The 12346-nt window shown below is 60.2% G+C and carries 9 protein-coding genes; 1 reads left to right on the top strand and 8 read right to left on the bottom strand.

The window, feature by feature from the left end; translation table 11 throughout:
* The 4 genes from AC3IUF_RS04400 to pmbA all read right to left on the bottom strand — a co-directional run bounded on the left by AC3IUF_RS04400 (window position 1) and on the right by pmbA (window position 3834).
* Entirely contained in the window at window positions 1–441 is a 441-nt protein-coding gene (locus AC3IUF_RS04400; protein ID WP_007912432.1) for a DUF2753 family protein, read from the bottom strand.
* Window positions 442–471: 30 nt separating this feature from the next.
* A complete protein-coding gene (locus tag AC3IUF_RS04395; RefSeq protein ID WP_489280483.1) occupies window positions 472–1848 on the bottom strand; it encodes a class II fumarate hydratase in 1377 nt (458 codons plus the stop codon).
* On the bottom strand, window positions 1829–2236 hold the full coding sequence (locus AC3IUF_RS04390) for a hypothetical protein (RefSeq protein WP_007912436.1): 408 nt from the start codon (window positions 2234–2236) through the stop codon (window positions 1829–1831). The genes AC3IUF_RS04395 and AC3IUF_RS04390 overlap by 20 nt, the downstream gene beginning before the upstream one ends.
* 251 nt (window positions 2237–2487) lie before the next feature.
* The gene (gene pmbA, locus AC3IUF_RS04385) at window positions 2488–3834 is read right to left on the bottom strand and encodes a metalloprotease PmbA (protein WP_095112677.1); all 1347 of its coding nucleotides are present in this window, start codon (window positions 3832–3834) and stop codon (window positions 2488–2490) included.
* A 108-nt stretch (window positions 3835–3942) separates the two neighbouring features.
* Here pmbA and yjgA point away from each other — a divergent pair, with 108 nt between their 5' ends.
* A complete protein-coding gene (yjgA, locus tag AC3IUF_RS04380) occupies window positions 3943–4467 on the top strand; it encodes a ribosome biogenesis factor YjgA (protein ID WP_007915377.1) in 525 nt (174 codons plus the stop codon).
* 51 nt (window positions 4468–4518) lie between these two features.
* Here yjgA and tldD read toward each other — a convergent pair whose 3' ends face one another.
* The 4 genes from tldD to rng form a co-directional block, all read right to left on the bottom strand.
* Complete coding sequence (gene tldD, locus AC3IUF_RS04375) at window positions 4519–5961, bottom strand: metalloprotease TldD (protein WP_007915374.1); 1443 nt, start codon at window positions 5959–5961, stop codon at window positions 4519–4521.
* Between the two features lie 4 nt (window positions 5962–5965).
* Entirely contained in the window at window positions 5966–6826 is an 861-nt protein-coding gene (locus AC3IUF_RS04370) for a carbon-nitrogen hydrolase family protein (RefSeq protein ID WP_414894717.1), read from the bottom strand.
* Window positions 6827–6951: 125 nt separating this feature from the next.
* Complete coding sequence (locus AC3IUF_RS04365; RefSeq protein WP_489280481.1) at window positions 6952–10758, bottom strand: YhdP family protein; 3807 nt, start codon at window positions 10756–10758, stop codon at window positions 6952–6954.
* A gap of 75 nt (window positions 10759–10833) precedes the next feature.
* On the bottom strand, window positions 10834–12291 hold the full coding sequence (gene rng, locus AC3IUF_RS04360; RefSeq protein ID WP_007915369.1) for a ribonuclease G: 1458 nt from the start codon (window positions 12289–12291) through the stop codon (window positions 10834–10836).
* Window positions 12292–12346: the final 55 nt, after the last annotated feature.

The following is a 12346-nucleotide window of genomic DNA, read 5'->3' as shown; positions in this document are numbered from 1 at the left end:
TCAATGGACTCCATGGTGATGTGGGACAGGCGCGCGGCGCGCATTGCCGGTATCCGGGTGCAGCAGGCGCTGGGTGCGCGGGTATTCGCCGTGTTCACTGATGAAATTCAGCAGCTCGACGTAGGTCTTGCTGCTCTGGCGCAGCGCCGCTTCACGTAATGCAAGGCGCTGACGTTCGTCCTGCATGGTCTGCAACAGCCGTTGGTGGATGGCGCAGAGGTATTCGGCACTCTCCTCCGGCTGGTTCAGGCGCAAGTGCAGATCCGCCAGGTTGTGATGGGAGATGACGCAGGCCGCCACCGCTTCGTCGGCATCGGCCCAGCGTTCGAATAACACTTGCGCCAGGGCCAGGGCTTGCAGATAAGCCTCACGGGCGTCGATCAATTCGCCCAGCATGAAGCAGCGATTGGCCCGTTCGATCGTGCGTTTCCAGTGCTCCATGGTGAGCCTCCTCCAAAGCGGTTGCAGGGTTTACACGCCGCCGGCGGTGAGTTTCTCGGGGTTGAGCAACTCTTCCAGTTGGCTGCGCGACAGGTCGGTGTGTTCCATTGCGACGTCGATCACCGCGCGGCCTTCCTTGTAGGCCTGCTTGGCGATCTCGGCGGCTTTCTGGTAACCGATAATCGGGTTGAGCGCGGTGACCAGAATCGGGTTGCGTGATAGCGCCTCTTTCAGGCGCGACTCGTTGACCTTGAAGGTGGCGATGGCCTTGTCGCCGAGCAGACGGCTGGAGTTGGCCAGCAGTTCGATGCTGCTCAACAGGTTTTGCGCGATGATCGGCAGCATCACGTTGAGTTCGAAATTGCCCGACTGGCCGGCGACAGTGATCACCGAATCGTTACCGATGACTTGCGCGGCGACCATGGCGGTGGCTTCCGGGATCACCGGATTGACCTTGCCCGGCATGATCGACGAGCCCGGTTGCAGGGCTTCCAGTTCGATTTCGCCGAGACCGGCGAGCGGGCCGGAATTCATCCAGCGCAGGTCGTTGGCGATTTTCATCAACGACACAGCGGTGGCTTTTAGCTGACCGGAGACGGCGACGGCGGTGTCCTGCGAGCCAATCAGCGCGAACAGATCCTTGCCCGGGGTGAATTGCACGTCGGTCAGTTGGCTGAGCTGACGACTGAAACGCGCGGCGAATTCAGGATGTGCGTTGATCCCAGTGCCGACCGCCGTGCCACCCTGCGCCAGGGATTGCAGGCTTGGCAGCAAATCCTGCAGGTGAGCGATGTTGGCTTTGATTTGCTGCGCCCAGCCGTTGAGCACCTGGCTCATGCGCACCGGCATGGCGTCCATCAAATGCGTGCGGCCGGTTTTGACGTGATGATGCACTCGCCCGGCCTTGCGCTCGATCACTTGCACCAGGTGCAGCAGCGCCGGCAGCAATTGTTCGTGCAGGGCCAGCGCGGCGCTGACGTGGATGGTGGTCGGGATGATGTCGTTGCTGCTCTGGCCGCAGTTGACGTGATCATTGGCATTCACTGGCTCATCGAGCAGGCGACTGGCGAGAGTGGCAATCACTTCATTGGCGTTCATGTTGGAACTGGTGCCGGAACCGGTCTGGAAGATATCCACCGGGAAATGCTGCATGAAATCGCCTTCGAGCAGGCCTTGCGCGGCGTCGCTGATGGCTTTGCCCTGCGCGGCTGTGATCTGGTTGAGTTCAACGTTGGCGCGCGCGGCGGCGGCTTTGGCGAGGATCAGTGCGCGAATGAATTGCGTCGGCATAGGTTTGCCGCTGATCGGGAAGTTATCCACTGCGCGCTGGGTTTGCGCACCGTAGAGAGCGTCCACCGGCACCTGCAGTTCGCCCATGCTGTCGCGCTCAATACGTGTCTTGGTCATCTGAAAATCCTTGCACCAGTTCAATAAGAGGAATCGAGGGAAGCAGTTCGCAAGTGGCGAGCTGCCAGGTATAGCGTTGCCAACGTTTGAGCCGGCATTTGCACAGGGACAGGCGTTCCATTTCACGCAATGGGCGCCAGGCTTGATCGAGACAGAGGCTACGCCAGTGCCACGGCAAGGCGATGTCGGTGGCCGTGTCGAGCAGAAGGCGGAAGGAGGTTTCAGCGATGGTCCAGGGAGAAGTGGCCGTACAACAGGCCAGATACCGGCCTTCGGCCAAGTAATGTTCGATCACGCGCGGCTCGTCAGGATCCATCGCGCAACGGATCTGGCGACTCATCCAGCGCCAGCTTTCGAGATACGGCTGCTCGTGCAAGGCAGAACTCATGATCCGGGGCTCATCCGATAATGAGATTTATTATTAGATGATAATGAGAACCAAAACAAGAGCTCCGATTTACGCAGAGTTCATTGTGGGAGCGAGCCTGCTCGCGAAGGCGTCCTGTCAGTCACCGCTGCGGTCGGCTGTTAAATCGCTTTCGCGAGCAGGCTCGCTCCCACAGGGTTTTGTGTGGAGACAATAAAAAAGGCGCGCCATCCGATGGGGTGGCGCGCCCTTTTATTTTTGACGAATGGGGTTTAGCTGCCCGCCACCGTCATCCGCTCGATCAACACAGAGCCGGTGCGGATGTTGCTACGCAGTTCCAGGTCATTACCCACCGCAACGATCTGCTTGAACATGTCGCGCATGTTGCCGGCGATCGTCACTTCCTGCACGGCGAACTGGATTTCGCCGTTTTCAACCCAGAAGCCTGCCGCCCCGCGCGAATAGTCGCCGGTGACCATGTTCAGGCCATGGCCCATCAATTCAGTAACCAACAAGCCACGCCCCATACGCTTCAGCAGCGCCGCCTGGTCTTCATCACCATGGGTAACGAACAGGTTATGCACCCCACCAGCGTTCGCCGTGCTTGGCATGCCGAGTTTGCGCCCGGAGTACGTGCCGAGGATGTACGACACCAACTCGCCCTTTTCGACGAACGGTTTGGCATACGTCGCCAGACCATCACCGTCGTACGAAGCACTGCCCATTGCGCGCATCAGGTGCGGACGCTCGTCGATGGTCAGCCACTCCGGAAACAACTTCTGCCCTAGGGTGCCTTCAAGGAACGACGACTTGCGATACAGACTGCCGCCCGACACCGCCGAGAGGAAACTGCCGAACAAACCGCCCGCCAGCTCTGCGGAAAACAGCACCGGCACCTCGCACGTCGGTACCGGGCGCGCGCCCAAGCGGCTCGCCGCCCGTTGCGCGGCACGCTGGCCGATGCTCACCGGATCGGCCAGAAGACTGCCCTGACGGTTCACGTCGTACCAGTAATCACGCTGCATCTGGCCGTCGGCCTCAGCGATCATCACGCAGCTCAGGCTGTGTCGGGTCGACGCATAACCGCCGATAAAGCCGTGGCTGTTGCCGTAAACGCGGCAGCCCTGATGGGTGCTCAGGGTAGTGCCGTCTGCGTTCTTGATCCGCGCATCGGCGTCGAAGGCCGCTGCTTCACAGAGCAGGGCCTTCTCGATGGCCTGCTCCGGGGTGATGTCCCACTCGTGGAAAAGGTCAAAATCGTGCTGTTCCTTGGCCATCAACGCTGCATCAGCCAGACCAGAAGCCTCGTCTTCCGACGTATGCTTGGCGATGGCCAGTGCCGCTGCGACGGTCTCGCGAATCGCATCCGGGCCGGTTGCCGAGGTGCTGGCCGAGCCTTTGCGCTGGCCCACGTACAGCGTGATGCCAAAGCCCTGATCGCGGTTGAATTCAACGGTTTCGACTTCGCGCTGGCGCACCGACGTCGACAGGCCCTGCTCCAGCGACACCGCTACTTCACAGGCACTGGCGCCCTGACGCTTGGCTTCGGCGATGATCTGCTCGACTTGTTCTTGCAGTGCCGGCAATGCCTGCGGGCCGACGCTTTCAACTGCACTCATGCTCATCTCCACTCAAATTCTGCTTTCGGCTGGGGTCATCGAGCGACCGGGCCGGACAAGCGGCCCCCGACTGGTTATCATGGCGGCGTTTCTTTGCGGACTGCCACCATGGTTGATTCTTACGACGACTCCCTCGATACGGGAGAAAAAAGCAAATCTCAGGTCAAACGCGAGCTGCATGCTCTGGTTGACCTCGGCGAGCGCCTGACAACACTCAAGCCAGACTTGATCGCAAAACTGCCGCTGACCGACGCTATGCGCCGGGCTCTGGCCGATGCGCCCAAGCACACCGCGAACATCGCGCGTAAACGGCACTTGCAGTTCATCGGCAAACTGATGCGCGATCAGGACACTGACGCGATTCTGACCTTGCTCGATCAACTCGATGCCTCGACTCGTCAGTACAACGAGCGTTTCCATAACCTGGAACGCTGGCGTGATCGCCTGATTGCAGGCGACGATGCCGTGCTGGAGAAATTCGTCGTCGAGTACCCGGACGCCGATCGCCAGCAACTGCGTTCCCTGATCCGTCAGGCTCAGCATGAGGTTGCGCAAAACAAACCTCCTGCTTCCAGCCGCAAGATCTTCAAGTACATCCGTGAGCTGGACGAGACTCAACGCGGCCTGCGTTGATATTCGCCACCGGGTGGCCGCCCTGCGCGCCACCCGAAGCTCCACCTCTTCTTATGCGCCCGTGCCACCCACGGTGATCGCATCGATTTTCAGCGTCGGCTGACCCACACCTACCGGCACCGATTGCCCATCCTTGCCGCACGTGCCCACACCGCTGTCCAGCGCCAGATCGTTACCGACCATCGACACCCGGCTCATCGCCTCGGGGCCGTTGCCGATCAACGTCGCGCCTTTGACTGGCGCGGTGATCTTGCCGTCTTCGATCAGGTACGCCTCGCTGGTGGAGAACACGAACTTGCCGCTGGTGATGTCGACCTGACCACCGCCAAGGTTGGCGCAGTAGATGCCCTTCTTCACAGAGGCGATGATTTCTGCCGGATCGCTTTCGCCGCCGAGCATGTACGTGTTGGTCATGCGCGGCATCGGCAGATGCGCATAGGACTCCCGACGACCGTTACCGGTGCGAGCAACGCCCATCAAGCGCGCATTGAGTTTGTCCTGCATGTAGCCTTTCAGTACGCCATTTTCGATCAGCGTGGTGCACTCGGTCGGCGTGCCTTCGTCGTCGACGCTCAGCGAACCGCGACGGCCGCTCAAGGTGCCGTCATCGACGATGGTGCAAAGCTTCGAGGCAACCATTTCACCCATGCGACCGCTGTACGCCGAGCTGCCCTTGCGGTTGAAGTCACCCTCCAGACCGTGGCCGACCGCTTCGTGCAGCAGCACGCCAGACCAGCCCGAACCCAATACCACCGGCAAGGTGCCGGCCGGCGCCGGAATCGCTTCCAGATTTACCAGCGCCTGGCGCAGCGCTTCACGGGCATAGCCCATGGCGCGGTCTTCGGCGAGGAAATAACGGTAGTCGGTACGCCCGCCACCGCCATGCCCGCCGCGCTCGCGACGACCATTCTGTTCAACGATGACGCTGACGTTGAAACGCACCAGTGGCCGCACATCCGCCGCCAGGCCGCCGTCGGTGGATGCCACCAGAATGCGTTCCCAGACACCGGCCATGCTGACGCTGACTTGCTGGATACGCGGGTCGAGGGCACGGGTAGCCACATCGATGCGCTTGAGCAGCTCGACTTTCTCGGCACGAGTCAGTACTTCCAACGGGTTATCCGGCGCGTATAACTGTGCGACATCCTGCGTGGTGAACGCCTGCACCGTGCCGTTCTGCCCGGCCCGGGAGATCGAACGCGCGGCACGGGCCGCTGCGCCAAGCGCTTCGAGGGTGATCGCGTTGCTGTAGGCAAAACCGGTTTTCTCACCGGACTGCGCACGCACGCCCACACCCTGGTCTAGGTTGAAGCTGCCTTCCTTGACGATGCCGTCTTCCAGCGCCCACGACTCGGAGATCTGGCCCTGGAAATACAGGTCGGCCGCATCGATACCAGGACCGGCCAGATCACCGAGCACGCCTTGCAGGCTCTCGATCGTCACGCCACCGGGCGCCAACAGGTGATCACTGACTGAGGACAACAACTCGCTCATAGGTTTACGCCTTAAATTCGTGTTCTGAAGCAGGCCGCTGTGCGCCCTGCGAGAAAAACCGCCGATGGCTCACCACCGGCATTCGCGCCCTGATGGACGCTTGTTCAATACTGTCGCGTTCGGCCAACAACACCGCTTCGCCTTGATCCTGACTCGCCAGCACGCGCCCCCACGGATCGATAATCGCCGCATGACCGAAGGTTTCTCGCGGTCCTGGATGGCTCCCGCCCTGCGCTGCGGCCAGCACATAACACTGGGTCTCGATGGCCCGGGCGCGAATCAGCACATCCCAATGCGCTGCTCCGGTTACCGCAGTAAAGGCCGACGGTGCGGTAATCAACTCGGCACCGGCGGCGCGCAACTCGCTGTAAAGCTCGGGAAAGCGCAAGTCGTAACACACGGTCAGACCAAGTCGGCCTACCGGCGTGTCGGCAACCACCACGCCACTGCCATAAGCATAGTCATCGGATTCGCGGTAACGGCCGCGATTGTCCGCCACATCGACGTCGAACAGATGCAACTTGTCATAGCGTGCAACGATTTCACCCTGATCATCGACCAGCAGCGAGCAGGCATTGGCCTTGGCCGTCGGTTGATCCACCGGCGGCAACGGCAAGGTGCCGGCCACTATCCATAACTTGAGGTCGCGGGCGGTCTGTTTCAACCATGGCAGGATCGGTCCTTCGCCCAATGCTTCGGCGCGGCCGATGTCAGCGATGTCGCGACGGCCCATGGCGGCGAAGTTTTCCGGCAGCACCGCCAGCTTCGCGCCGCCAGCAGCAGCCTGTTCGAGCAGGCGTCGGGCCTGAGCCAGATTGGCCAGCACGTCGCTTTGGCTGACCATTTGAATCACCGCTAAAGACATGGCCGCTCCTCGGAATCTGCACATAAATCTGTAGGAGCTGCCGCAGGCTGCGATCTTTTGATCTGACTCTTAAAACAAAAGATCGCAGCCTTCGGCAGCTCCTACCAAGGCGTAGTGTCTGCTAGTTAAAAAGGCTTGTCGAAGGTGATTTTCGGCTCTTTCCAAGGGCCTTTGACGGTGTACTTCACACTGGCGAAGCGCGCCACGCGGTCACCGATCAACTTGTCGATAAGGAACAACGCACCGCCAACCGCTGGTGCGCCAACGATCAGCGCAGCAATCGGCAGGTTGTTGGTCACCGGCAAGGTCACCAGCAACTTGGCGTCAACCTTGTCGCCGACCAGATCCAGCGTACCGTCCAGCTCAAGGTTGCTGGAAGGACCGGTCAGGCGAATCGGCTCGCGGGTGACATACACACCGTTGTTTGCCACCAGCAAACCTTTGACCCGGTCGTAGCTCAAGCCTTTGCCGAACAGATCAGAGAAATCCAGACGCAAACGCCGGCCGATGGAGTTGAAGTTGAGCAGGCCGAACACCCGCAACGCCTGCGCGCCGCCCTCCACTTCAACGAACTGGCCTTTGTTCAGCGACGCATCAAGCGTGCCGGAGAAACGCTTGGTCGCCAGCCACGCCGGCGAGCCCGGCCAACGGCCATCGACGTCCATGTGGAATTCTTCGCTGGTTACGCTCGGGGCAAAACCCCAGCCCTTGAGGACGTCGGCGAGGTTCTTGCCACCAATGCGACCTTTGAACCAACTGTTGGTCGCACCCGGCGCACCTTCCCAGCCACCATTGCCCTGCAACAGGATGCCTTTTAGACCCATGTCGAGGTTGTTCAGGGCGATGCCTTTGGCGGTCGGACGCACCTTGAGCGACCAGCCGCCGACCAGATCCGGGCCGAGGAACAGTTGATTGATGGTGATATCCAGTGCCGGAATCTTCGTCGGATCGACAGAGACCAAAGGGTCCGGCGAATTCTCGTCAGCCTGCACCGTCGGGTCCGGCGCCGGCAGTTTCACGTATTGCAGATTGACCGCGATCGGCACGCCCTTGGCGTCCGGCAGACTGGCCGAGCCTTTCGCCTGCTGGCTGTCGAGCGCCAGATTCCACGCGCCCGGCTTGCGGTTGAGCTGTACCGACGCCTGATCCAGCGTGGTCCCGAATGCGGTGAGCTTGCCGACCTTGAAATCAGCACTGTTGAGTAATTGCTTGGCGCTGCCGCCCGGATCCTGCCCGGCATATTTGTTGACCAGGTCCTGCCACGGTGCGACGTCCAGTTCCGAGAGCACACCGCGAATCCGCAAACCCTTGGCGCCCGGCAGCACTGCTTCGCCGGCTCCGAGGAACAGCTCGCCACGGCCCTCGGCGAAATTGGTCGGCGGTGCAGCAAAGGTGAAGTTGGCCAATTGGTCGTAATTGACCCAATAACGCCGTTCCTGCCCCTGCAATGTCATGCGGAACACGGTATCGCGCCCGACATCCGCCGTCATGCCGAACGGTGCCGGCAGATCCACGGCAACGCCTTTGAGATTGGAGCTGACCATCAACTGACTGTCGGCGCCATCCAGATTCAACTGCAGTTGATACGGAATCACCCCCGACACTGGCAATGGCTGCGTGACACCCAACCAGTCGGTGAGTTTCTTCACTTCGACCTGCCCGGATGCCGCCACCCGAGTCTTGAGCTTGCCGGGACTGCCATCGGCGAAGATCTGCGCAGTCACCGGTTTGTCGAATGCGCGCGCGGCGATGTTCTGCCCGCTCAGCCCTTTGGCGCTGTCAAAGCGGAAATCGCCCTTGAGCTGAGTCAGCTCCAGCTTCGGCTCAGCCAGCTTCAGGCGCCCATTGGCGGTTTTGAAGTCGACGAGGATTTTCGGCTGGTCGCCACCCTTGTCCAGCGGGATATCGAGCTTGAGCTTGCCTTGCAGATCCCCGGCCCCTTCCCAACCGGCAAAGGTTTCACCTGTGCCGATCGGTGCGTCCTGAAGAATTTTCAGTCCATCACCGAGGCCGCCGGCAAAGCCGCCATCGAGATACATGTGCGTGTGTTGTCCAGCCGGCACATGCGGGATATTGACGAACACATCGCTGACCTGAGTGTCGAGCAACTGCCCCTTGTCAGCCCAGATCCGCACGCCACTGTCTTCGATGAACACGTCACCACTGACCTTGCTGACGTGCGGCCAGCCCGGCTGGAAGGCCAGTTCAGCGTCATGCACTTTGAAGAACAGACTGATGCTGCGGTCGGCCTCACCGGCATTCTTGCTCAGCGAGCCCTGATACTGGAAGAAACCCTGGTCGACTGCACCTTTGAGGATTGCTGTACGCAGCCACTCGTCGAGCGCCGGGCTCAAGACTTCGGGCAGGTATTTGGCCGTGTAGCGACCATCGCCCTCGACCAGACCGACCCGCAGGTCCATGTAGTCTTCCTGGCTATGGTCGAAATGCAGGCGAATCAGGAAGTCGCCGGCAATCTTGCCCTCTTCGCCGAGCACCTTCAGGTACGGAGCGATCAAGGTGAAACCGTCTTTATCGAGTTTCCAGGTCAGACGGGCGTTGGCCTGAAGGTACTGCCATGGCTTGGCGAAAATCGGGTCGAGGTGCAGGACAAAATCCTTGCTGTCCATGCGCAGTTCGCCACCGTCGAGGTTGCCGCTGAGGCTGCCGCTGACATTTCGTGCCGCCGGCGCTCCGTGATAGGCGTCGAAACCGACGTTATCCAGGTTGGTGGCGAAACTGAATTTGTTGCCGTCGGTAGCGTTGGGGCGAAAATCCAGCAACACATTGCGCAGACCACCGGTGACTTTCAAATGATCAACGGCCGTAGCGAAACCTTGCGGTAACGGCCCCAACGCATTCAGCAGTGGCGTGATCGGGGTCAGATCGAGACGATCCGCCTGCAAGTGCCAGAGCTCGTCCACCTTGTCGGTCGCGCGCGTCTGCTTGAGCTGTACATGCGACTCCCAACGTTTTTCAGCGAAATTCATCGCCAGCGAATCGAGGGTGAGAGTCGCGCCCTCGGCACTGTTCTCGTAGTAGGCATTCAGCGCCAGATTATTGATCTGGATCGGCTTGCGATCGGCATAGGCGCCGGTCAGTCGCGGCGCGTTCAAACGGAGCGCTGCACTTTGCAGCGTGCCCTTGGCCCAATTGACCCAGAGCTCACCGCCGGCCTTGATCTCGGAAAAATTCCATTGTTGGGTCAGACGCTCCGGCAGCCACTTCGACCAATCGCTCTGCGGCAGGCTGGCGTAACCCTCCACCACACTGTCCTGCCATTGATCAGGACGAATTCGCGTACGCAGGCTCAGCGCAACGGGCTGGCCGTCCGGCAGGGTCAGACGGGCATCGAGCCGTTGGCGGCTGGCGCCGGTTTTCAGATTGAGGCCGACATAGGTGAGCGTCAGCGGCGCGTGATCCTGCGGCTGCAAAGTCACCTGACTGTCGAGCACCGACAGTTGTTGAATCATCTGCGAGCGATTGAACAACTGCTGCGGATCGAGCGGCTGATCGTTCTGCACCGGCAAGCCTTCCAGTGCCCAACTGCCGTCTTCGGCCTCTTTCAGGCTGATCTTCAGACCATTGAGTTCCAGGTGGGCAATGCGCACCTCGCGAGCCAACAGACTGGCCCACAAATCCGGTACTACCCGCACGTGATCAAGACGCAATGCATTGGTACCGGCCCCGACCATCACGTCATGAGCCAGCAGGATCGGCGCAAAACCGCTCCAGTTCCCTTCCAGTTCACCAATCTGCAACGGCATGCCAAGGGCGGCGCTGGCCTTGTCCTCGATGTCGGCGCGATATTCGGCCACCAGCGGGGTCAGCTCACGGCCAAGACTGACGTACAACGCCATCAACACCAGAACCAACGCGCACAGGCCCAGCCCCCAGCGGGTGAGTGCGGCCAGAATGCGTGTCAGACGCTCCATGTCAGATGGCTCCCATGGCAAAAATACTGCGAAAAGCTGAGGCCAGCCGCGGTGGAATAAACGTGACGCAGGGGATCAGAGCAACACCACGTCATATTGTTCCTGGGAATACATGGTTTCCACCTGGAAGCGTATGGTGCGCCCGATAAACCCTTCAAGTTCGGCGACGTTACCGGATTCTTCGTCAAGCAGGCGATCGACCACTTTCTGGTTCGCCAGCACCCGATAACCCTCGGCCTGATAGGCCCGCGCTTCACGGAGGATCTCGCGGAAAATCTCGTAACAGATGGTTTCCGCGGTTTTCAGTTTGCCGCGCCCCTGACAACTGCTGCACGGCTCGCATAGCACTTGCTCGAGACTTTCGCGGGTGCGCTTGCGGGTCATCTGCACCAGACCCAACTCGGTGATGCCGATGATGTTGGTCTTGGCGTGGTCACGCTCCAGCTGTTTTTCCAACGTGCGCAGCACCTGGCGCTGGTGTTCTTCATCTTCCATGTCGATGAAGTCGATGATGATGATCCCGCCCAGATTGCGCAGGCGCATTTGCCGGGCAATGGCGGTGGCCGCTTCGAGATTGGTCTTGAAGATGGTTTCTTCGAGGTTGCGATGACCGACGAAAGCGCCAGTGTTTACATCGATGGTGGTCATGGCTTCTGCCGGATCCACCACCAGATAGCCGCCGGATTTCAGCGGCACCTTGCGTTCGAGGGCTTTCTGGATTTCGTCTTCGACGCCGTACAGGTCGAAAATCGGCCGTTCACCCGGGTAATGTTCCAGACGATCGGCGATTTCCGGCATCAATTCGGCAACGAACTGCGTGGTTTTCTGGAAAGTTTCCCGGGAATCGATGCGAATCTTCTCGATTTTCGGGTTGACCAGATCACGCAGGGTACGCAACGCCAGACCGAGGTCTTCGTAAATTACGCTCGGTGCGGCGATGGTTTTGATCTGCTCGTTGATCTGATCCCACAGGCGACGCAGATATCGGATGTCCATGAGTATTTCGTCGGCGCCAGCACCTTCTGCGGCGGTGCGCAGAATGAAACCGCCCGCCTCTTTGATGCCTTCTTTGGCTACGCAATCGCTGACCACCTGTTTGAGGCGCTCACGCTCGGCTTCGTCTTCGATTTTCAGGGAAATGCCGACGTGGGCAGTACGCGGCATGTACACCAGATAGCGCGACGGGATCGACAGTTGTGTGGTCAAGCGCGCGCCTTTGGAGCCAATCGGGTCCTTGGTGACCTGCACCACAAGACTTTGGCCCTCGTGCACCAGCGCGCTGATGCTTTCCACCGCAGGGCCTTCGCGCAGGGAGATTTCGGCAGCGTGAATGAACGCCGCGCGATCCAGACCGATGTCGACGAATGCGGCCTGCATGCCCGGCAATACCCGAACAATCTTGCCTTTATAGATGTTGCCGACGATCCCGCGTTTTTGCGTGCGCTCAACGTGGACTTCTTGCAGCACACCGTTTTCGACCACCGCCACGCGCGATTCCATCGGCGTGATGTTGATCAGAATCTCTTCACTCATGGCAGGATCTCGTTCAGGCATGTTCACGATAATGGCCGCATCTGGATTCGTACGA

The sequence above is a fragment of the Pseudomonas sp. KH_040 genome, from assembly GCF_057839305.1.
The sequence above is the reverse complement of the archived record's forward strand: the minus strand, read 5'-3'. Positions and strand labels throughout refer to the sequence as shown.

Bases quoted from the DNA above. Each gene is read 5' to 3' on its own strand.
- AC3IUF_RS04400 (WP_007912432.1), bottom strand. From the start codon at position 441: ATGGAGCACTGGAAACGCACGATCGAACGGGCCAATCGCTGCTTCATG.
- AC3IUF_RS04395 (WP_489280483.1), bottom strand. From the start codon at position 1,848: ATGACCAAGACACGTATTGAGCGCGACAGCATGGGCGAACTGCAGGTG.
- AC3IUF_RS04390 (WP_007912436.1), bottom strand. From the start codon at position 2,236: ATGAGTTCTGCCTTGCACGAGCAGCCGTATCTCGAAAGCTGGCGCTGG.
- pmbA (WP_095112677.1), bottom strand. From the start codon at position 3,834: ATGAGTGCAGTTGAAAGCGTCGGCCCGCAGGCATTGCCGGCACTGCAA.
- yjgA (WP_007915377.1), top strand. From the start codon at position 3,943: ATGGTTGATTCTTACGACGACTCCCTCGATACGGGAGAAAAAAGCAAA.
- tldD (WP_007915374.1), bottom strand. From the start codon at position 5,961: ATGAGCGAGTTGTTGTCCTCAGTCAGTGATCACCTGTTGGCGCCCGGT.
- AC3IUF_RS04370 (WP_414894717.1), bottom strand. From the start codon at position 6,826: ATGTCTTTAGCGGTGATTCAAATGGTCAGCCAAAGCGACGTGCTGGCC.
- AC3IUF_RS04365 (WP_489280481.1), bottom strand. From the start codon at position 10,758: ATGGAGCGTCTGACACGCATTCTGGCCGCACTCACCCGCTGGGGGCTG.
- rng (WP_007915369.1), bottom strand. From the start codon at position 12,291: ATGAGTGAAGAGATTCTGATCAACATCACGCCGATGGAATCGCGCGTG.